General features: G+C 62.8%; 20 protein-coding genes. 7 read left to right on the forward strand and 13 right to left on the reverse strand.

Annotated elements, in window-relative coordinates:
* The first annotated feature begins 32 nt into the window (after positions 1 to 32).
* The 4 genes from trkA to hflX all read left to right on the forward strand — a co-directional run bounded on the left by trkA (position 33) and on the right by hflX (position 4,260).
* Positions 33 to 1,409, forward strand: coding sequence for a Trk system potassium transporter TrkA (gene trkA / locus H163_RS0119590; RefSeq protein ID WP_019966322.1), 1,377 nt, complete (start codon positions 33 to 35; stop codon positions 1,407 to 1,409).
* Positions 1,410 to 1,502: 93 nt separating this feature from the next.
* A complete protein-coding gene (locus tag H163_RS0119595; RefSeq protein WP_019966323.1) occupies positions 1,503 to 2,369 on the forward strand; it encodes a D-amino-acid transaminase in 867 nt (288 codons plus the stop codon).
* Positions 2,370 to 2,544: 175 nt separating this feature from the next.
* Positions 2,545 to 2,802, forward strand: a complete 258-nt coding sequence (hfq, locus tag H163_RS0119605; RefSeq protein WP_019966324.1) for an RNA chaperone Hfq — start codon at positions 2,545 to 2,547, stop codon at positions 2,800 to 2,802.
* Complete coding sequence (hflX, locus tag H163_RS0119610) at positions 2,803 to 4,260, forward strand: GTPase HflX (RefSeq protein WP_019966325.1); 1,458 nt, start codon at positions 2,803 to 2,805, stop codon at positions 4,258 to 4,260.
* A 287-nt stretch (positions 4,261 to 4,547) separates the two neighbouring features.
* On the opposite strand, the gene mazG is transcribed toward hflX, so the two are convergent.
* The 10 genes from mazG to aptA all read right to left on the reverse strand — a co-directional run bounded on the left by mazG (position 4,548) and on the right by aptA (position 15,769).
* Positions 4,548 to 5,387 carry a nucleoside triphosphate pyrophosphohydrolase gene (gene mazG / locus H163_RS0119615; protein WP_019966326.1) on the reverse strand — a complete coding sequence of 280 codons (840 nt, stop codon included), beginning with the start codon at positions 5,385 to 5,387 and terminating at the stop codon, positions 4,548 to 4,550.
* Positions 5,388 to 5,472: 85 nt separating this feature from the next.
* Positions 5,473 to 6,615: an ABC transporter permease gene (locus tag H163_RS0119620; protein WP_019966327.1), complete on the reverse strand. Its 1,143-nt coding sequence runs from the start codon at positions 6,613 to 6,615 to the stop codon at positions 5,473 to 5,475.
* The gene (locus H163_RS0119625) at positions 6,612 to 7,514 is read right to left on the reverse strand and encodes an ABC transporter permease (protein ID WP_019966328.1); all 903 of its coding nucleotides are present in this window, start codon (positions 7,512 to 7,514) and stop codon (positions 6,612 to 6,614) included. Before H163_RS0119625 ends, H163_RS0119620 begins: the two co-directional genes overlap by 4 nt.
* Positions 7,504 to 8,322 (reverse strand): ABC transporter ATP-binding protein, encoded by an 819-nt coding sequence (locus H163_RS0119630; protein ID WP_040679293.1) that lies wholly within the window; start codon positions 8,320 to 8,322, stop codon positions 7,504 to 7,506. The genes H163_RS0119625 and H163_RS0119630 overlap by 11 nt, the downstream gene beginning before the upstream one ends.
* Before the next feature lie 166 nt (positions 8,323 to 8,488).
* Positions 8,489 to 9,946, reverse strand: coding sequence for a dihydropyrimidinase (hydA, locus tag H163_RS0119635; RefSeq protein WP_019966330.1), 1,458 nt, complete (start codon positions 9,944 to 9,946; stop codon positions 8,489 to 8,491).
* 66 nt (positions 9,947 to 10,012) lie between these two features.
* Positions 10,013 to 10,483, reverse strand: coding sequence for a GNAT family N-acetyltransferase (locus H163_RS0119640; RefSeq protein ID WP_019966331.1), 471 nt, complete (start codon positions 10,481 to 10,483; stop codon positions 10,013 to 10,015).
* Between the two features lie 367 nt (positions 10,484 to 10,850).
* On the reverse strand, positions 10,851 to 11,144 hold the full coding sequence (locus H163_RS0119645; RefSeq protein ID WP_342210621.1) for a GIY-YIG nuclease family protein: 294 nt from the start codon (positions 11,142 to 11,144) through the stop codon (positions 10,851 to 10,853).
* A 357-nt stretch (positions 11,145 to 11,501) separates the two neighbouring features.
* The gene (locus tag H163_RS0119650) at positions 11,502 to 12,752 is read right to left on the reverse strand and encodes a Zn-dependent hydrolase (protein ID WP_019966333.1); all 1,251 of its coding nucleotides are present in this window, start codon (positions 12,750 to 12,752) and stop codon (positions 11,502 to 11,504) included.
* A 53-nt stretch (positions 12,753 to 12,805) separates the two neighbouring features.
* Entirely contained in the window at positions 12,806 to 14,302 is a 1,497-nt protein-coding gene (locus tag H163_RS0119655) for a CoA-acylating methylmalonate-semialdehyde dehydrogenase (protein ID WP_019966334.1), read from the reverse strand.
* Positions 14,303 to 14,434: 132 nt separating this feature from the next.
* Positions 14,435 to 15,769: an omega-aminotransferase AptA gene (gene aptA, locus H163_RS0119660; RefSeq protein WP_019966335.1), complete on the reverse strand. Its 1,335-nt coding sequence runs from the start codon at positions 15,767 to 15,769 to the stop codon at positions 14,435 to 14,437.
* A 419-nt stretch (positions 15,770 to 16,188) separates the two neighbouring features.
* Here aptA and H163_RS23265 point away from each other — a divergent pair, with 419 nt between their 5' ends.
* Entirely contained in the window at positions 16,189 to 16,857 is a 669-nt protein-coding gene (locus H163_RS23265; RefSeq protein ID WP_019966336.1) for a TetR/AcrR family transcriptional regulator, read from the forward strand.
* Positions 16,854 to 17,576: a TetR family transcriptional regulator C-terminal domain-containing protein gene (locus H163_RS0119670; protein ID WP_019966337.1), complete on the forward strand. Its 723-nt coding sequence runs from the start codon at positions 16,854 to 16,856 to the stop codon at positions 17,574 to 17,576. The genes H163_RS23265 and H163_RS0119670 overlap by 4 nt, the downstream gene beginning before the upstream one ends.
* A gap of 133 nt (positions 17,577 to 17,709) precedes the next feature.
* On the opposite strand, the gene H163_RS0119675 is transcribed toward H163_RS0119670, so the two are convergent.
* The gene (locus H163_RS0119675) at positions 17,710 to 17,967 is read right to left on the reverse strand and encodes a hypothetical protein (protein ID WP_019966338.1); all 258 of its coding nucleotides are present in this window, start codon (positions 17,965 to 17,967) and stop codon (positions 17,710 to 17,712) included.
* 231 nt (positions 17,968 to 18,198) lie between these two features.
* Here H163_RS0119675 and arfB point away from each other — a divergent pair, with 231 nt between their 5' ends.
* On the forward strand, positions 18,199 to 18,651 hold the full coding sequence (gene arfB / locus H163_RS0119680) for an alternative ribosome rescue aminoacyl-tRNA hydrolase ArfB (RefSeq protein WP_019966339.1): 453 nt from the start codon (positions 18,199 to 18,201) through the stop codon (positions 18,649 to 18,651).
* A 53-nt stretch (positions 18,652 to 18,704) separates the two neighbouring features.
* On the opposite strand, the gene H163_RS0119685 is transcribed toward arfB, so the two are convergent.
* Both H163_RS0119685 and H163_RS0119690 read right to left on the reverse strand, forming a co-directional pair.
* Positions 18,705 to 19,232 carry a hypothetical protein gene (locus H163_RS0119685; protein ID WP_019966340.1) on the reverse strand — a complete coding sequence of 176 codons (528 nt, stop codon included), beginning with the start codon at positions 19,230 to 19,232 and terminating at the stop codon, positions 18,705 to 18,707.
* On the reverse strand, positions 19,229 to 19,507 hold the full coding sequence (locus H163_RS0119690) for a type II toxin-antitoxin system TacA family antitoxin (RefSeq protein WP_019966341.1): 279 nt from the start codon (positions 19,505 to 19,507) through the stop codon (positions 19,229 to 19,231). The genes H163_RS0119685 and H163_RS0119690 overlap by 4 nt, the downstream gene beginning before the upstream one ends.
* Positions 19,508 to 19,561: the final 54 nt, after the last annotated feature.

Below are 19,561 nucleotides of genomic sequence, written 5' to 3' on the forward strand. Positions count from 1 at the left end.
GTGAAAGCGCTTCAAACGGGGACATGTGACCGATGAAGGTCGTCATTTGCGGGGCAGGACAGGTCGGTTACGGCATCGCCGAACGTCTGGCTGCGGAACAGAACGATGTGTCAGTGATCGATTCGTCGTCGAAGCTGATTGCTGCCATCGGTGATCAGCTTGACGTGCGCGGTTTCGTCGGCAACGGCGCCCATCCGGATGTGCTGGCGCAGGCTGGTGCAGACGAAGCGGACATGATCATCGCCGTCACGCTCTATGACGAGGTGAACATGGTTGCCTGCCAGGTGGCCCATTCCCTCTTCAATGTGCCGACCAAGGTCGCGCGCGTGCGTGCCCAGAGCTATCTCCAGGGCCGCTGGAGCAATCTCTTTGCCCGTGAAAACCTGCCCATCGACGTGATCATCTCGCCGGAGATCGAGGTGGGCGACATGGTGCTGCGCCGCCTGTCGCTGCCCGGCGCAGTGGAGACCATGCGCTTTGCCGATGATCAGGTCGTGGTTATCGGCGTCAATTGCGAGGAAGACTGCCCAGTTGTCGACACGCCGCTGCGCCAGCTGACAGACCTCTTCCCTGATCTTGGCTCCGTGGTCGTCGGCATCAACCGGGGCGGCAAGCTGTTTGCCCCCAAAAGCTCCGACAGCATGCTTGTGGGCGATCTTGCCTATGTGGTGGCCCGCCGCGATCAGGTGCGCCGCACCCTCGGAATCTTCGGTCACGAGGAACCGGAAGCCACCCGTGTCGTCATTGCCGGCGGCGGCAACATTGGTCTTTACGTTGCCCGCGCCCTTGAGCAGCGCCAGACATCCACCCGGGTGAAGATCATCGAATCGTCCCGCGAGCGCGCTGTCGGCATCGCCAATGAGCTGAAGCGTACCGTGATTCTTCACGGCAGCGCGCTGGATCAGGGGATCCTGGAAGAGGCGGATGTAGAAACCGCCGATACCATGATCACGCTGACCAATGATGACGAGGTGAACATCCTCTCCTGCGTCATGGCCAAGAAGCTTGGCTGCAAGCGCAACCTGTCGCTGCTCAACAATCCGAGCTATCCGGCCTTTGCCAATGCGCTGGGGATCGATGCCTTCATCAATCCGCGTGCGGTGACGATTTCCCGCATTCTCCAGCATGTGCGCCGGGGCCGCATCCGCGGCGTCCAGTCGCTGCACAATGGCGCGGCGGAGATCATCGAGGCCGAAGCGCTGGAAACCTCGCCGCTGGTCGGCCGTCCTTTGCGCGAAGTTGACCTGCAGGACGGTATCCGCATTGGTGCGGTGTTCCGCAATGGCAAGGTTCTGACCCCCAATGGCGATGTGCAGATCCAGGCGCGCGACCGGATCGTCATGTTTGCCATGGCTAACCGGGTGCGCCAGGTGGAGCAGATGTTCCGCGTCAGCCTTGAATTCTTCTGATCCGCCGGTCAGGATGTGCTGAAAGGGTATTCTCCCGCACCCGCCTCCCGCCTTGCCCGCCCAACGTTCCGGCCTTTGCCGTAAGGAGTTCTCATGAGCCGCATTGCCTATGTGAATGGACAGTACCTGCCACACTCTTCGGCCGCCGTGCATGTGGAAGACCGTGGCTACCAGTTTGCCGATGGCGTCTATGAGGTCTGCGAGGTCTGGCAGGGCAATCTGGTGGATGGCCCGCGCCATCTGGCGCGTCTGGAGCGCTCTTGCAGCGAGCTGCGCATCCCCATGCCGATGGAACATAAGCCGCTGACGCTGGTTCTGAAGGAAGTCATCCGCCGCAACAAGGTGCGCAACGGCATTGTCTACATGCAGGTGACGCGCGGTGTGGCCCGGCGCGATCACTTCTTCCCGCTGACGCCCATCGCACCGGCGCTGGTGATCACGGCCAAGCCAACCAATCCGGCTGCCTCCGACAAGCAGGCAGAGACGGGTATCGCCGTTGTCAGCCACCCGGAAAACCGCTGGCCGCGTGTGGACATCAAGACCGTTGGCCTGCTGCCGAACGTGCTGGCCAAGCAATATGCCCGCGAGCAGGGCGCCAAGGAAGTCTGGTACGTGGATCAGGACGGCTATGTCACCGAAGGCGGTTCGACCAATGCCTGGATCGTCACGAAGGACGGCGCTCTGGTGACGCGCCCGGCCGAAAGCGGCATCCTGCGCGGCATCACCCGCAGCGTGGTTCTGGATCTGGTCGAGCGCGAGGGCCTGCGCTTTGAAGAGCGTCCGTTCTCGCTGGAAGAGGCGAAGACAGCGCGCGAGGCTTTCGTGACGGCCGCCTCCACCATCTGCATGCCGGTGGTCAGTCTCGATGGGGTCTCGGTCGGCAACGGCCATCCTGGGACTGTTGCGACGGAGTTGCGCAAGCAGTTCCATACAGCAACCCATCTTGATGAAATATATTGATGATATGAAATAGTGCTGGGGTAACGGACGAGACTTGTTGTAAACTTGACCATCGGCGCCCGGTTCATCCGGGAGAGGCGCTTACGTTTGTGTTTTTTGCCTCGTTTGCCGGTCGCACAACAAGATCATGTCAGATGCCCCGGCCGCGGACGACAGAAACAGGATAAGAAGACTCATGGCTGAGCGTGCACAGAATCTGCAGGACACCTTCCTCAACTACCTCCGCAAACAGAAAGTTCCGCTGACGATCTTCCTCATCAATGGCGTGAAACTTCAGGGCGTGGTGACGTGGTTTGATAATTTCTGCGTTCTTCTGCGCCGGGATGGTCATTCGCAGCTTGTCTACAAGCATGCCATTTCGACCATCATGCCGAACGGCCCCGTGCAGCTGTTCGAAGGCGGTGAAGAAGGCGCCGAAAAAGCAGGCGCCTGATTGGCTCGCAAGAACAGACAGGCCGGAGAGGGCAGCTCCGGCAACGATTTTGGAGATCAGGACTGGCTGGACGGGGAAGACAGCCGGGGCAGGCGTGATGGCCATGGTGAGCCCGCCGCCCCCGGTGGTGAACTTGTCTTCAAGGGACCGTCTTCCCGGGCGCTGGTGATCGAGCCGGTTCTGCCGGAGCGGCTTCCCAAAGGCTTTGAAGGCACGCCGCCGCCCACGCGCACGCCCGAGGCGCGGCTGGAAGAGGCCGTAGGCCTGTGTGCCGCCATTGAGCTTGAGATCGTTTCCGCCTCCATCGCGCGCATCCACACGCCGCGTCCTGCGACGCTCCTGGGTCCTGGCAAGGTGGAAGAAATCGCGCGCGCAGCGGAAGAGGGCGAAGTGGACGTGGTCGTGATCGACCATGCACTGACGCCGATCCAGCAGCGCAATCTCGAAAAGGCGATGAAGACCAAGGTGATCGACCGGACCGGTCTGATCCTGGAGATCTTCGGCGCGCGCGCCCGCACCAAGGAAGGCCGTCTGCAGGTGGACCTTGCCCATCTGACCTGGCAGAAGAGCCGCCTCGTGCGCTCCTGGACCCACCTTGAACGCCAGCGCGGCGGTGTCGGCTTCATGGGCGGCCCCGGTGAAACCCAGATCGAGGCGGACCGCCGCCAGATCCAGGACAAGATCATGCGGCTGGAGCGGGAACTGGATCAGGTGCGCCGCACCCGTGACCTGCACCGCAAGAAGCGCAAGAAGATCCCCCAGCCGGTCATCGCGCTGGTCGGCTACACCAACGCCGGCAAGTCGACCCTGTTCAACCGGCTGACGCAATCGGATGTTTTCGCCAAGGACCTGCTGTTTGCCACGCTGGACCCGACGCTGCGCCGCATCCGCCTGCCGCACGGGCGCGAGGTGATCCTCTCCGACACCGTGGGCTTCATCTCCGAACTGCCGACACATCTGGTCGCCGCCTTCCGCGCCACGCTGGAAGAGGTGCTGGAAGCCGATCTCATCCTGCATGTGCGCGACATTTCGCACGATGACAGCGATGCCCAGTCGGTGGATGTGGGCCGCACGCTGGCCGACCTTGGCGTCAATCCGCAGACCGGTGCGCCGGTCGTGGAAGTGTGGAACAAGATCGACAATCTCGATCCGGAACGCCGCGCAAAGCTGCTGGAAGCCAACGGTCCGGAAGGCGCCATCGCGCTGTCTGCCCTGACAGGCGACGGCATCCCGGCGCTGTTGTCACGCATCGAGGCCTTCATGGCCGTGGGCGATGACCGCTTCGAGCTTGCCCTGCCGGTGACGGACGGCGAGTTGCTGGCCGGTCTCTACCAGATGGGCGAGGTGCTGGAGCGGGTGGACGGTGAAGAGGTCATCGAACTGACGGTGCGCATCTCCGACAAGCAGAAGGGCCCCTTCCGCAGCCGCTACGGCGCCTATATTTCCGGGGCGGATTGAGGCAGGGCTCAATCCAAGGTTCTGAGATGCTGACGCATCACGCCTTGGAAATGCTCAGGCGCCACACGGGCTAATCCCGGAAACAGCCGGTGCCTTTGCCACACGAACAGCGGTCATCCCGGGCCGAACGCAGTGAGGACCCGGGATCCACTCGCTTGCAGAGCGCTTGAGAGGCTCTCAAGTCAGTTTGCCTGACCCTTTCGGCAACACATCCACCGCTCTGGAAACGAGTGGTTCCCGGCTCGCGCTGCGCTTGGCTAGGATGACACTGAATTTAATTAGCCGTCTTATTTCTTCTTCGCCGCCTGCCAGATTTCTTCCATCTCGTCCAGAGTGAGCGCCTCCAGCGTGGTGCCGCGCCGGGTGGCTTCGGCTTCGATGGCGGCGAAGCGGTGGCGGAATTTGGCGTTGGTGCGCTTGAGGGCCGCTTCCGGTTCCACTTCGAGATGACGGGCAAGGTTGGCAACGGCAAAGAGCACGTCACCCAGTTCGTCCTTCACAGCATCGGGCACGGAGCCGGTGACGGCTGGCGGCGTGTGGTCCTTGAGTTCGGCTTCAAGCTCGTCCAGCTCCTCGCGGATCTTGGCAAAGACGGGGCCGAGCGTGTCCCAGTCAAAGCCGGCCTTCGCCGCTCGGCGCTGGATCTTTTCCGCTTCCATCAGGGCCGGGAAGGCGGACGGCACCGCGTCGAGATAGCCCGGTTCGGTGTCCGGCAGACCCTGAGCGGCCCGGCGGGCCTTGCGCTCGGCCTTTTCCTCCGCTTTGATCCTGTCCCACATGCCCTTGGCCATGCCGGAGGAGCGGGCCTCCTCGCTGCCGAAGACATGCGGATGGCGGCGGATCATCTTCTTCGTGATCGCCTCGACCACATCGGGGAAGCTGAAGGCGCCTTGCTCCTCGGCCATGCGGGCGTGATAGATGACCTGCAGCAGCAGATCGCCCAGTTCCTCACGCAGATCATCCAGATCATTGCGGCTGATGGCTTCGGCCACCTCATAAGCCTCTTCCACCGTGTAGGGCGCGATTGTGCCGAAGTCCTGCTCCAGATCCCAGGGGCAGCCGGTCACCGGCGTGCGCAGCGCGGCCATGATGTCGATGAGAACGGAGATATCGCGGCCATGTTTCATGAGAGAATCCGGTAGGAGAGTGTCTTTTGAAACCGGACCTTACCGGCTGGCAGGCCCCGCGTGAAGCTGCGGGGCCTGTTTTCGCTCACCCTCTCTGGGACGGATGCCAGAAGGTGGCCCAGCGCTCGACCGCCGAAACACCGGCATAGAACAGGGAACCAGCCAGCGCCGCCACGGCAATTTCCGCCCAGACCATGTCGAGGTTCATCCGGCCCACTTCCGTCGAGATGCGGAAGCCCATGCCGACGATGGGCGTGCCGAAGAATTCCGCCACGATGGCGCCGATGAGGGCGAGGGTGGAGTTGATCTTCAGCGCGTTGAAGATGAAGGGCATGGCCATGGGCAGGCGCAGCTTCAGCAGCGTCTGGCCGTGACTGGCCGCATAGGTGCGCATCAGGTCCTTCTGCATGGCATCGGCAGCGGCAAGGCCTGCGACCGTGTTCACCAGCATGGGGAAGAAGGTCATGATGATGACGACAGCGGCCTTCGACGGCCAGTCGAAGCCGAACCACATCACCATGATGGGCGCAACGCCGATGATCGGCAGGGCGGAGACCAGATTGCCGATGGGCAAAAGGCCGCGTTTCAGGAAGGGCACCCGGTCGGCAATCAGCGCCACCAGAAAGCCCGAGCCGCAGCCGGCCACATAGCCGAAGATCACCGCCTTGAGGAACGTCTGCTGAAAGTCCGCCCAGAGGATCGGCAGAGATCCGGCAATGCGCAGGCCGATGGCGGATGGGGCGGGCAGCAGCACCTGCGGCACCCCGGCGCCAACGGTGATCAGCTCCCACAGGGCCAGCAGCGTCAGGCCGAAGACGAGCGGGATGGCCAGATTGACGAGTCGGCTTGCCGTTATGCCGAGACCGCGCCAGGCCGACAGGCGGCTCGCCAGCAGCCAGGCCGACAGCCAGATGGCGATCACCAGCGCCCAGAAGCCGGGAGCGGCCTGCCCGCGGTGATGATGCGCCACGCCAATCAGCAGCAGGGCCGAAATGCCGGTGACGATGCCGATGGCCACATCGCCGATGCGGTTCTGCTGGAAGCCGAGCATGATGCGCACGCCCATGATGGCCATGAGGCTGACTGCAATGGCAACACGCGGCATTTCAACCACGCCGAGATCTGGCGCGAAAATGATGCTGGTGAGGCCAATGAGCGTGAGAAGCAGGCTGGCACCGGCAAGGAGCGCCGTGCTGCTGAAGGAGGTGTTCTGCCGGGATTGGATCATCGGCTCATCCCCATGCGGCGGAGGGTGATCTTTTCGGCAAGGCCGATAAGGGAAACCAGAAGCCCGGCGAGAACGGCAGCCATGATCAGCGCCGACCAGATCTGCACCGTCTGGCCGTAATAGGACCCGGCCAGCAGCCGCGCCCCGAGACCCGCAACGGCGCCGGTCGGCAGCTCGCCAACGATGGCGCCAACGAGGCTTGCGGCAATCCCGACCTTCATCGAGGTGAAGAGATAGGGCACCGCATAGGGCAGGCGCAGCTTCCAGAAGGTTTCAAGCTTGGTAGCGGAATAGGTGTGCATCAGGTCCATGTGGATGATTTCCGGCGAACGCAGCCCCTTCACCATGCCCACTGTCACGGGAAAGAAGGACAGGTAGGTCGAGATCATGGCCTTGGGCAGAAGCCCCGAAATCCCGACGGCATTGAGGACGACGATGATCATGGGCGCAATTGCCAGGATCGGAATGGTCTGGGACGTGATCACCCAGGGCATGAGCGATTTGTCCAGCACCCGGCTGTGCACGATCCCGACGGCCAGGAGAATGCCGAGCAGCGTGCCAAGAACAAAGCCGGTCAGCGTCGAGGAGAGGGTGATGCCGGTGTGGTAGAACAGGCTGCGGTTGGAGGTGATGCGCTTGTTGACCGTCGTGTCCCAGATTTCCACCGCCACCTGCTGCGGCGAGGGCATGACGGGCCGCTCCTGCATCATGGTGTCGGCGACAAGCTGTGTGAAAGGCACATCCGTCTGGCCGGCGCGGGTATAGATGTCGCGCTGGAATGGGGCATTGAGGGCGACCGTTGCCACATACCAGAGGCCGAGGATCGCCAGCAGGAGCGTGAGGACGGGCAGGGTGGAGCCCGATAGAAGCCGTGCGGTTTTGCCCTTTTCAGTCATCATAGGCATGCCCCGCCTTCAGCCCTTCGCGCACGCGGTGGGCGATCTTCAGGAATTCCGGGCTCTCGCGCATGTCCAGCGTCCGCTCGCGCGGCAGGTCGCTTTCGATGATGTCATAGATCCGGCCGGGGCGCGGGCACAGGACGACGATCTTGGTGGAGAGATAGACCGCCTCCGGGATGGAGTGGGTGACGAAGACGACCGTCTTGTTCGTCTTGGCCCAGAGCTGGTGCAGCTGATCATTGAGGTGATCGCGCACGATTTCGTCCAGCGCGCCGAAGGGCTCGTCCATCAGCAGCAGATCAGGCTGAACGGCAAGGGCGCGCGCAATGGAGGCGCGCTGCTGCATGCCGCCGGAGAGCTGCCAGGGGTATTTGCGGGCAAAGCCACCGAGCTCCACCAGCTCCAGCACCTGCGCAATGCGCTTTTGCTGCTCCGCCCTGGCAAGGCCCATGATTTCCAGCGGGAGAGCGATGTTCTTCTCGATGGTGCGCCAGGGATAGAGCGCGGCCGCCTGAAACACATAGCCATAGGAGCGGTCGAGGCGGGCATTTTCCGGGGTGGTGCCGTTGACGCTGATCTCGCCGGAGGTCTTCTGCTCCAGATCGGCGATGACGCGCAGCAGCGTGGTCTTGCCGCAACCCGAAGGGCCGATGAAGGAGACGAAATCGCCCTTGGCAATGTCCAGATTGATGTTCGACAGGGCATGGACCGGCCCGTCATTCGTCTCGAAGGTCAGGCACAGATCCTTCGCCGAAATCACCGGCTGGGAGGCGGCTGGCCGCTCAACTGCTCCACTCGTCACGTTCATCGTTCCCCGCTGTTGCTGCCTCTCCGCCGCCGGATTTTTCCGTGTCACGCGGAGTGCTTTCTTGCCTGTCTGTTGAGCGTCTGTATGTGCCGTCGAATCATCCCATTGTTCCATCCTCTTCAAAGAGGAAGGGGGATTGAGAGGCTTCAACCTGCCGAAATGTTTCTCACACCCCGCTCGCCGGAATGCCGGTGCGTTCCACCTTGCGGGGGGCGGTGAGTTCTTTCCAGGTTGAAAGCGCCTTGTTGACCGCCTGATTGGGCGGGCGCTTGACGAACTGGCCGTGGCCTTCCTGCGGGCGCACCGTGCCGTCTTCCACGGCCACACGTCCGCGGGTGAGGGTGAAGCGGGGCAGGCCCTTCACTTTCTTGCCTTCGAAGACGTTGTAGTCGATGGCCGACTGCTGGCTGGCGGCGGAAATGGTCTTTTCCTTGGCCGGGTCCCAGACCACGATATCCGCATCCGCGCCCACAAGAATGGCGCCCTTCTTCGGATACATGTTCATGATCTTGGCGATGTTGGTGGAGGTGACGGCGACGAATTCGTTCATCGTCAGGCGTCCGGTCGCAACGCCATAGGTCCAGAGCATGGGCATGCGGTCTTCCAGGCCGCCGGTGCCGTTCGGGATCTTGGTGAAGTCGCCAAGGCCGAAGCGCTTCTGATCCGTGGTAAAGGCGCAGTGGTCCGTTGCCACCACCTGCAGCGAGCCGGAGGCAAGGCCGGCCCAGAGGCTGTCCTGGTGCTTCCTGTCACGGAAGGGCGGGCTCATCACCCGGCGCGCGGCGTGGTCCCAATCCGCGTGGCGGTACTCGCTGTCATCCAGCGTCAGGTGCTGGATCAGCGGCTCGCCATAGGCGCGGATGCCGTTCTGCCGCGCCCGGCGGATGGCCTCATGCGCCTGTTCGGACGAGGTGTGGACGATATAGACCGGCACACCGGCCATGTCGGCAATCATGATGGCGCGGTTGGTGGCTTCGCCTTCCACTTCCGGCGGGCGGGAATAGGCATGCGCCTCCGGCCCGTTGTTGCCTTCGGCCAGCAGCTTCTGCTGCAGCGAGGCGACCACATCGCCGTTCTCCGCGTGGACGAGCGGCAGGGCGCCCAGCTCGGCGCATCGCTGGAACGAGGCGAACATCTCGTCGTCATTCACCATCAGCGCGCCCTTGTAGGCCATGAAGTGCTTGAAGGTGTTGATGCCTTTCTCGCGGACGATGGTCTCCATCTCGTTGAAGACCGTCTCGCCCCACCAGGTGATCGCCATGTGGAAGGAATAGTCGCAATGGGCGCGGGTGGACTTGTTGTCCCACATGGACAGCGCCTCCAGCAGCGACTGGCCGGGCGAGGGCAGGGCAAAATCCACCACCATCGTGGTGCCGCCGGCCAGCGCTGCGCGGGTGCCGCTGTCGAAGTCATCGGCGGAATAGGTGCCCATGAAGGGCATTTCGAGGTGGGTATGCGGGTCAATGCCGCCCGGCATGACATAGCAGCCCGCCGCATCCAGCACGGTATCGCCGGAAAGGTTCTTGCCGATCTCGATGATCCTGCCGCCCTCGACCTTCACATCGGCCTCGTAGGTGAGGTCGGCGGTCACCACGGTTCCGCCCTTGATCACAGTGCTTACCATGTCTGTTCCCCTTTTCCGTTTCCGCGCCCTTGCGCCTGTGCGGGGCATCGCGCGGCTGTCTTTATGTCAGTTGTGCTCAATGCTCCGGCTCATGAACAGGCTGTAGGGATTGTCCTCATAGGGCCCGAAAGGCCCGCAGGGCGCATAACCGAAAGCCTTGTACATGCGCACCGCCTCCACATTGAGTTCGCCGGTTTCCAGATAAAGCTGCCGGACACCGCGCTGGTGGGCCAGTTCCTCCAGCTTTTCCATCAGCGCCCGCCCGGCCCCCATGCCGCGTGCGGCCGGATCAACGAAAATGCGCTTCAGTTCGCCGCTGCCTTCGTCGAACCACTTCACCGCTCCGCAGCCAATCGCCTCACCATCCGCCCTGCGCACAACGATGAAATCCACGTCAGCTTGCATCAGATCCTCAAGCGGCGAGCCAAAATTACCCTCCGGCGGATAAAGGCTGTCCGCATAGGCATCCGACTGAGCCAGAAGCTCCAGAACTTCGGGCTGGTCAGGTGTCTCGATGGCGATGCGCAGCGGTGTCATGCGGTGCTTTCTGTGGTTCATGGTTCGTGGTTCGTGGTTCGCTCTCACTCCATGCCGTCCCGGCCTTGTGCCGGGACCTGTTATGCGGAGTGAGGCCTGTGTCACCGGATTCTTCTGTCTTCTTTCACCACCGGATCAACGTCCTATGCGGCACCTTCCTTACAGGTCCCGGCACAAGGCCGGGACGGCGTGTGGGGGTGGGGCATGAGCGAAATTTCCCGATTCCGTACAAAGTGTCCCCCGACCCACGCCGTGCGTGTTCCTCTGTCTTCCAACCTCACTCCGCATCGTCCCGGCCTTGTGCCGGGACCTGTTATGCGGAGTGAGGCCTGCGTTGTTTCTGCATTCCACATCATGCGTGGCCGCTTCAGTAAGGGATCTGGTCCGACACATCCCACCAGCCGGGATTGTGTTCGGTGATCAGATTTTCCTTCCAGATCCGTGGCCATCGTTTCAGCCTTTTCTCACGGTGCAGCGCTTCGATCACGGTTTCATGCCGTTCAAAATAGACGAGAGTCTTGATGTTATACCGCCGCGTATGCGCCACTACAGTTCCCGCCCGGTGCTGTTCCAGTCTCTGTCTCAAATCCCGAGCCGACCCGATGTAGATCGCTCCATGGGGCTGGTTGGCGAGAATGTAGACGAAATGGCTCAGTTCCAGCCTCCCTTACAGGTCCCGGCACAGGGCCGGGACGGCGTGTGGGGTTGGCATTTGCGCGCAGTTTGCATCGCCACCTGACCTGTAGACTTCAAATTCAAGAACCATTCGGCCACCGAGCCTTTTGACCCTCTAAACCTTAAACCCCACTCCGCGCCGTCCCGGCCTTGCGCCGGGACCCGTTATTTGAAGTGAGGCCTGCGTTACCATGTTGTATTCCGTTCAGCTGCCGTATCGAATGCCGTGCCTTCCTTACAGGTCCCGGCACGGGGCCGGGACGGCGCGAGAGGAAGGGGTGCGTCCGGGATGACGATGGAGGGGAGCGGGGCGGTGCCGTTGCAGGGCGGAGATTGCGTTCTCTCACCCCACCACTTCCGCCGTCTCCAGCACCGCGTGCAGCAGAACATCACAGCCCGCGCCCGCCCATTCCTTGGAAATCTCCTCCGCCTCGTTGTGCGAAAGGCCGCCGACACAGGGGCACATGATCATGGTGGCGGGGGCAACCTTGGCGGCCCAGCAGGCGTCGTGGCCGGCGCCCGAAATGATGTTCATGTGGCTGTAGCCGAGCCGTTCGGCGGCGGAGCGCACGCTGGAGACGAGTTTCGGGTCGAAGGTCACCGGATCGAAATGGCCGACCGCCTCCACCGAACAGCCGACGCCGAGCGCCTCGCAGATCGTGGCCGCTTCCGCTTCGATGCGGGCGCGCATGGCGGTGAGTTTGGCAAGGTCGGGTGTGCGGATATCGACGGTGAAGACCACCTGACCGGGCAGCACGTTGCGGGAGTTGGGCGAGAAGAACACCTGACCGACGCCGCCAACCGCACCCGGCTGATGGTCCATGGCAACGCTCTGGACCATCTCCAGAATGCGTGACATCGCAAGACCGGCATTGACGCGCAGGTTCATCGGCGTGGAGCCGGTGTGCGCCTCGCGGCCCGTCAGGGTGAATTCCAGCCACCACAGGCCCTGGCAATGGGTGACGACGCCAATGTCCTTGCCTTCGGCTTCAAGGATCGGGCCCTGTTCGATGTGCAGCTCGAAATAGGCGTGCATCTTGCGCGCGCCCACCTCTTCTTCGCCCACCCAGCCGATGCGCTTCAGCTCATCGCCATAGGTCTTGCCCTCGGGATCCTTGCGGCCATAGGCGTAGTCAAGGCTGTGCACCCCGGCAAAGACGCCGGAGGCGAGCATGGCGGGGGCAAAGCGGGCGCCTTCCTCGTTGGCCCAGTTGGTGACGGTGATGGGATGCTTCGTCTTGATGCCCAGATCATTCAGCGTGCGCACCAGCTCCAGCCCGGCCAGAACGCCCAGCACGCCATCATATTTGCCGCCGGTCGGCTGGGTGTCGAGATGCGAGCCCACATAGACGGGCAGGGCGTCCGGATCGGTGCCTGGCCGGGTCATGAACATGGTGCCCATCTTGTCGGCGCCCATGGTCAGCCCTGCGTCCTCGCACCAGGACTGGAACAGCCTGCGCCCCTCGGCATCGGCATCCGTCAGCGTCTGGCGGTTGTTGCCGCCCGCAATGCCCGGACCGATCTTGGCCATGTCCATCAGGCTGTCCCACAGCCGGTCCGGGTTGATCTTCAGGTTCTGTCCGAGTGCTGTCATCGTGCTCTGCCTTGAAAATTGCGCCGCTGGCGGGATCTGGTCCTTTCCCAGCCTCAGTCCAGGCTGGGGAAGGTGAAGACCGCGCCGTCCTTGATGCCGGCCGGCCAGCGGGTGGTCACCGTCTTGAGGCGGGTGTTGAAGCGCACGCCTTCCGGCCCGTAGATGGAATGATCACCAAACAGCGAGCGCTTCCAGCCGCCGAAGGAGAAATAGGCGACCGGCACCGGGATCGGCACGTTGATGCCAACCATGCCCACCTCGATCCGGTCGGCAAAGGCGCGGGCGGCGTCGCCGTCGCGGGTGAAGATGGCTGTGCCATTGCCATATTCATGATTGTTGATGAGGTCGAGCGCCTCGTCATAGCCCTTGGCCCGCACCACGGAGAGCACCGGGCCGAAGATTTCTTCCTTGTAGATGGTCATGTCCGGGGTGACCCGGTCGAACAGGGTGCCGCCGACGAAATAGCCGTTCTCATAGCCCTGCAGCGAGAAGCCACGGCCATCAACCAAAAGGTCAGCACCTTCCTTGACGCCCTGGTCGATGTAACCCAGCACCTTGCGCTTGTGCGCCTCGGTGATCACCGGGCCCATTTCGGCGTCCTTGTCCGTGGCCGGGCCAATCTTGAGGGCCTGCACGCGCGGCACCAGCTTTTCGATCAAGGCATCGGCGGTCTTCTCGCCAATCGGCACGGCGACGGAAATGGCCATGCAGCGCTCACCGGCAGAGCCGTAGCCTGCGCCCATCAGCGCGTCGGCGGCCTGATCCATGTCCGCGTCGGGCATGATGATCATGTGGTTCTTCGCCCCGCCAAGCGCCTGCACGCGCTTTCCATGGGCGGTGCCGGTGGCATAGACATATTCGGCGATCGGGGTGGAGCCGACAAAGGACACGGCCTTCACATCCGGATGGGTGAGCAGCACATCCACGGCTTCCTTGCCGCCATGCACCACGTTGAGCACGCCTTCCGGGAATCCGGCCTCGCGGAACAGCTCATAGACCACCATGACAGCGGAAGGGTCCCGCTCGGACGGCTTCAGGATGAAGGTGTTTCCGCAGGCAACGGAGATCGGATACATCCACAGCGGCACCATGGCCGGGAAGTTGAACGGCGTGATGCCGGCGACGACGCCCAGCGGCTGGCGGTCGCAATAGCTGTCGATGGCAGGCCCAACGTTGCGGGCAAAATCCCCCTTCAGCAGATGCGGAATGCCGCAGGCAAACTCGACAACTTCGATGCCGCGCGCGACTTCGCCAAGGGCATCGTCATGGGTCTTGCCATGCTCGGCGGAGATCGCCCTTGCGATGTTGTCCGCATTCGCGCTCAGCAACTCCTTGAAGCGGAACATGAACCGCGCACGCTTCAGCGGCGGCATGTCGCGCCAGGCCGGAAAGGCGGCCTTGGCAGCGGCAATGGCGGCAGCCACATCGGCGGCATTGGACAGGCCAAGCTCGGCCACCTGCTCGCCGGTTGCCGGGTTGAACACGGGCGAAACCTTGCCGGAGGTGACGGGCGTTTCCTTGCCGGCGATGATGTTGTGAATGGTCTTCATGGGTCGCGTTTCCGGGTTCTGCCTTTGGGCGCGCAAGTGAGGGCCTGGCGGCGGTCTGGCTTGGTCTTGTCGTGTGTGCGGGGCATTTGTGGAGCGTCAGGGCAGGCGGTCCCGCCCTGACGCAAGGCTTCGTCAGATGTTGTTTTCCAGCACCTTGCGCAGCTTGCCGAACAGCTCGTCGATCTGCTCCTTGGAGATGATCAGCGGCGGCGACAGGGCGATGATGTCACCCGTGGTGCGGATGAGGATGCCCTCCTCATAGGCCTTCAGGAAGGCCGAGAAGGCGCGCTTCGCCGGCTCGCCGGGGATCGATTCCAGCTCGATGGCGCCGATGAGGCCGAGGTTGCGGATGTCGATCACATGCGGGCAGTCCTTCAGCGAATGCACCGCCGCTTCCCAGTAGGAGGCAAGATCGGCCGCACGGGTCAGCAGGCCCTCTTCCTCGTAGGTGTCGAGGGTGGCAAGAGCTGCGGCGCAGGCGAGCGGATGGGCCGAGTAGGTGTAGCCATGGAACAGCTCGATCATGTGCTCCGGGCCGGTCATGAAGGTCTCGTAGATCTGCTTGGTGCAGAACACGGCACCCATGGGCACGACACCGGAGGTGATGCCCTTGGCCGTGGTGATCATGTCCGGCATGACATCGAAATAGTCGGTGGCAAACGGCGTGCCGATGCGCCCGAAACCGGTGATCACCTCATCGAAGATCAGCAGGATGCCATGCTGGGTGCAAAGCTCGCGCAGGCGCTTGAGGTAACCCTTCGGCGGAATCAGAACACCCGTGGAGCCGGCCACCGGCTCGACGATGACGGCGGCGATGGTTGAGGGATCATGCAGCTGAATGACCTTGATCAGGTCATCGGCAAACTCCGCGCCATGCTCCGGCTCGCCGCGCGAGAAGGCGTTGCGGACGGGGTCATGGGTGTGGCGGATGTGATCGACGCCGGTCAGCATGGTGCCGAAATGCTTGCGGTTGTTGACAATGCCGCCAACGGAAATGCCGCCGAATCCGACACCGTGATAGCCGCGCTCGCGGCCAATGAGGCGGGTGCGGGTGCCCTGGCCGATGGCGCGCTGATAGGCAAGTGCGATCTTCAGCGCCGTATCGACGCTTTCCGAACCCGAGTTGGTGAAGAACACGTGGTCCATCGGCGAGGGCAGCATGGCGGCAAGGCGGGCCGCCAGTTCAAAGGCCTTGGGATGGCCCATCTGGAAGGCCGGAGCATAATCCAGCTCGGCGATCTGCTTCTGCACCGCTTCCACGATGCGCGGGCGGGAGTGGCCCGCGTTGCAGCACCACAGGCCGGCCGTGCCGTCCAGCACCTTGTTGCCCTCGGCGGTGGTGTAATGCATGTCCTTGGCCGCGACGAACATGCGCGGCGCCTTCTTGAACTGGCGGTTCGAGGTGAACGGCATCCAGAAGGCTTCCAGATTGTTGGGAATGGCAGCGGACGCGGCCTTGTCAGACATAGTTCCTCCTTGCCGGTTCCGGCCCGATGCGGCACGGAAACACGGTCGTGGCTGCAGCAAACTTGCACACGGGTTCGGCTTCAGGCGAACACGGGTAGCCTGAGCCTAGCAGTGCCGGGCACGGTTGTCCGTCATCGTCTTGCGATTTTGCACCTGCGCTGTTCCCTTCATGGCCTGCCGCGGTCTTGTTGCCGCGTGCGGGCCGGTCGATCTCTGGATATGCCCCGTTCGGGGTCTTGTGTTTGGCGGCCAGGAGCCTTCGAGAGGGCTCGAAAGAAACCTGACCAATTGGTCAAGGAGCGTATGAATCCTTGACCAGACGGTCAAGATGATAATTTCATCGGCAGGATGAAAATCTGACCACAGATGTGCTGCGCCGCAATAGGCTGGCCAGCAGCGGGGACAGGAAGCGGGGGGCAATGGAGCGCAAGCCATCCAGCCGGAGCACAGCGCGGGCGGAAACCGAACGGGCGATCCTTGAGGCCGCCGAAGCGGTGTTCGCCGAGCACGGCTACCGGGGCGCCACCACGGGCATGATCGCGGCCCGGGCCGGCATCCCCAAGGCGAACCTGCACTATTACTTCGCCACCAAGGAAGCGCTGTACCGGCAGGTGGTGGAGAACATCTTCACGATCTGGCTGGACGCGGCCAATTCCTTCGATGACTGCGAGGATCCGGAAGAGGCGCTGACCCGCTACATCACCACCAAGATGGACATTTCCCGGCAGCATCCGATGGGTTCCAAGGTCTGGGCCAACGAGATCCTGCACCGGGCGCCGGTCATCCAGGACTATCTCGAAACAACGCTGCGCGACTGGACCGCGAGCCGTATTGCGGTCATCGACAGATGGGTAGCCGAAGGGCGGATGGACCCGGTGGACCCGCGCACGCTGCTCTACATGATCTGGGCGACGACCCAGCACTACGCTGACTTCATTCATCAGATCGAGACGCTGAACGGCGGAGTGCCCCTGTCGGAGGGCCAGTTCGCCTTGGCCCGGGAGAACGTGGTGCGAATCGTGCTATCGGGCGTCGGAATCAGGCCCAAGACTTGCGCCGGGGCTCAGGGTGGAGACAGTGCGGCATGACGGATCAGACTTCTTCCGGCCATCCTCCGGCGCGCAACCGCACGCCGCGCCCGCGCACCCGCACGGCCCGCAGCACGGGCGCTGCGGCGCAGAACGAGGATGGCAATCTCAGCCGCATTCAGGAACTGAACCGCAGCCGCCTGCTGGATGCGGCGCTGGCCGAATTCTCCCGCCTTGGCTTTTCCGGCGCAACGCTGGAAGCAATAGCGGGCGGGGCGGGCATGTCCAAGTCGAACCTGCTCTATTATTTCCGCTCCAAGACAGAGATTTACGAGGCGGTTCTGGCCTATATTCTCGAGGTCTGGCTTGCCCCCTTGCGCCGTCTTGATCCGGAGGGCGATCCGGCCTCGGAACTGACCGCCTATATCCGCCAGAAGCTGCAGATGTCCGCGGATCTGCCGGAAGCCTCGCGCCTCTTTGCCAACGAGGTGCTGCAGGGCGCCCCGCGCATCCGCAAGGTTCTGGAGGAGGATCTGAAGGAACTGGTGCGCGAGAAGGCCGGTGTCATCCGGCACTGGATGGACAAGGGGCTGATCCGGCCCGCCGATCCGGTGCATCTCATCTTCATGATCTGGGCCATGACACAGCACTATGCCGATTTTGAAACCCAGATCCGCATGGTGACGGGCAAGTCGCTTGAGGACCCGGAGTTCCGGGAAGGGGCGGCGGAGACTGTCTGCGGGTTGGTGTTGTCTTCGCTGGGGCTGAAACCGGCCTGAAAGGGATACGGCTGAAACGCGAAAGGCTGCGGCGCCAGTGGCAGCGCCGCAGCCCTTGCGGGAGGTCAGATGTCTTGAGAGACCGCAGGGAGCGTCAGGGCGGGGATCTCCTGACGGGGTGGGCGGTCAAGGCTCAGCCCTTCTTCTTGTGAAGCGCGTTGCCCGAGGCACTGGAAGCTGTGCCGCTGCTTGCGGACTTCTGCTGTGTCTTGCCCGTCTGGGCGGCTGCGGCCGGTTTGGTGGCCGAAGTCTTCGTCAGCAGCTGCGTCTGGTGCTGTGCAGATGCTCCGGTGTCCGCCCGCTTCATCGTGGTGGCTGCGAATGCGCCGCCTGCCATGGTGGCAAGGAAGGACGCGGCAAGGACCGGGGCAATCATCTTCTGCAGTTTCATTTCACCAACTCCTGGGTTATCAGGCCATAAGGACCTGCAGGAAGCATCCGCCTTGCCCGGAGCGGCGCGTGGAGCGCTGTGGGGGAGGGCTTGGCTGGCCGCTCCGGAAGGCAAGATCAGAATCCGCCTTTCCGGGCATTCTGCCAAGCCATTGTTTTGTTAAATCTTTTTAAGATGGATGCGCGCAATTCCGCCGTAATGCAGGCGGACGGGAGTAAAGGAGGCGGGACTATGGCGGAAGAGGACGGCATGCCGCCGCGCGGCCGCATTCCCGTGACCGGGCGGCTCTTCATCGAGGAAGCGGACCTGCGCGAGGATTTCATCCGCGCCTCCGGCCCGGGCGGGCAGAACGTCAACAAGGTTTCGACGGCCGTGCAGCTGCGTTTCGATCTTGCCGGCAACACCAGCCTGCCGGAGGATGTGAAGGCACGCGCCGCGGAACTCGCAGGCAGCCGGCTGACGCGCAGCGGCGAAATCATCATTCAGGCCGACCGCTTCCGCACCCAGCAGATGAACCGGGACGATGCGCTGGCCCGGCTGATTGAGTTGCTGGCGCGCGCTGCCCACCGCGACAAGCCCCGCAAGGCGACCCGGCCGACGCTCGCCTCCAAACGCCGCCGCGTCGAAGGCAAGAAGCACCGCGGCAGCATCAAGAAGATGCGCGGCAGCGGGCCGGTGGAATAGGGGATGGGCTATAGGCTGCGGTTCTATAACTCATGAAGGGCGCTGTTTGTGAGTTATAGAAGGTTCTTGGTCTTGAGGTCTGAAGCAAATGTTGCCAAGGGAATGACCAGCGTCAATGGGCTGTCCTGCAACGGTTCCGCGCCAAAAGCCTGGTACCATGCAGCGGCGCGATCTGACTTGGCGTCGATTACGAGCAACAGACCGCCGTCGGCATTGGCCAGCCGCAGGCATCTAAGGGCTGCTGCTGCCAGCAACTGGCCGCCAAGGCCCTTTCCTGCCACGGAAACATCGACGGCCAGCCGGGCAAGCCGGAAACCAGGCACTTCATGCCGGGCAAGCCGCCGTGTCATGTGAGAAGGAACTTCTGCATATTCGACGCTGGCAGGCGCAAGCGTATAGAAGCCAAGAACACGGTTAGGCTGCGCATCGGAGATCGCGCAGAAGGTCTTGGAGGCATTCATCTCATGGCTTTGGCGTGCATAACGCCGCAGGAAGACATTGAGGTCTGCATCGCCGCAATCAAAGGCGTCGCGGTCATGAGCCTTCGCCACAGGCTCCTCATGCCAGCCGGGCAGGTTCACAATGATTCAGGCAGAGCGCGGATGGCCGCCGCAAGACGGTCATTTGCCTTGGGCGGATTTTCAAGAAGCGTCATGATCCTTGTGAAATCGCGGCTGGAGGCCTTGAGGGATTCAGCCTCCTCGATCACGGCTTCAGCTTCACGCAGAGCCGTCTGGGTGACGAAGCTGGTAAGATCCGTGTGCTTCAGGGCTGCCGCACGGACAAGCTTCGCCTTCACCTCCGCCGGGATGCGGAGGTTCATGCGTTCATTGTCTTCAACAGCGGCCCGGGGCATCGCACTCATCTCCGTGTGTTTTCAAAGAGTACAGAAAAAGAGTTCTGCCGTCAA

Source organism: Pannonibacter phragmitetus DSM 14782 (assembly GCF_000382365.1).
Lineage (GTDB): Bacteria > Pseudomonadota > Alphaproteobacteria > Rhizobiales > Stappiaceae > Pannonibacter > Pannonibacter phragmitetus.

Excerpts from the sequence above, each read along its gene's own strand:
- trkA (WP_019966322.1), top strand. The coding sequence starts at position 33 with ATGAAGGTCGTCATTTGCGGGGCAGGACAGGTCGGTTACGGCATCGCC.
- H163_RS0119595 (WP_019966323.1), top strand. The coding sequence starts at position 1,503 with ATGAGCCGCATTGCCTATGTGAATGGACAGTACCTGCCACACTCTTCG.
- hfq (WP_019966324.1), top strand. The coding sequence starts at position 2,545 with ATGGCTGAGCGTGCACAGAATCTGCAGGACACCTTCCTCAACTACCTC.
- mazG (WP_019966326.1), bottom strand. The coding sequence starts at position 5,387 with ATGAAACATGGCCGCGATATCTCCGTTCTCATCGACATCATGGCCGCG.
- H163_RS0119620 (WP_019966327.1), bottom strand. The coding sequence starts at position 6,615 with ATGATCCAATCCCGGCAGAACACCTCCTTCAGCAGCACGGCGCTCCTT.
- H163_RS0119625 (WP_019966328.1), bottom strand. The coding sequence starts at position 7,514 with ATGATGACTGAAAAGGGCAAAACCGCACGGCTTCTATCGGGCTCCACC.
- H163_RS0119630 (WP_040679293.1), bottom strand. The coding sequence starts at position 8,322 with ATGAACGTGACGAGTGGAGCAGTTGAGCGGCCAGCCGCCTCCCAGCCG.
- hydA (WP_019966330.1), bottom strand. The coding sequence starts at position 9,946 with ATGGTAAGCACTGTGATCAAGGGCGGAACCGTGGTGACCGCCGACCTC.
- H163_RS0119640 (WP_019966331.1), bottom strand. The coding sequence starts at position 10,483 with ATGACACCGCTGCGCATCGCCATCGAGACACCTGACCAGCCCGAAGTT.
- H163_RS0119650 (WP_019966333.1), bottom strand. The coding sequence starts at position 12,752 with ATGACAGCACTCGGACAGAACCTGAAGATCAACCCGGACCGGCTGTGG.
- H163_RS0119655 (WP_019966334.1), bottom strand. The coding sequence starts at position 14,302 with ATGAAGACCATTCACAACATCATCGCCGGCAAGGAAACGCCCGTCACC.
- aptA (WP_019966335.1), bottom strand. The coding sequence starts at position 15,769 with ATGTCTGACAAGGCCGCGTCCGCTGCCATTCCCAACAATCTGGAAGCC.
- H163_RS23265 (WP_019966336.1), top strand. The coding sequence starts at position 16,189 with ATGGAGCGCAAGCCATCCAGCCGGAGCACAGCGCGGGCGGAAACCGAA.
- H163_RS0119670 (WP_019966337.1), top strand. The coding sequence starts at position 16,854 with ATGACGGATCAGACTTCTTCCGGCCATCCTCCGGCGCGCAACCGCACG.
- H163_RS0119675 (WP_019966338.1), bottom strand. The coding sequence starts at position 17,967 with ATGAAACTGCAGAAGATGATTGCCCCGGTCCTTGCCGCGTCCTTCCTT.
- arfB (WP_019966339.1), top strand. The coding sequence starts at position 18,199 with ATGGCGGAAGAGGACGGCATGCCGCCGCGCGGCCGCATTCCCGTGACC.
- H163_RS0119690 (WP_019966341.1), bottom strand. The coding sequence starts at position 19,507 with ATGCCCCGGGCCGCTGTTGAAGACAATGAACGCATGAACCTCCGCATC.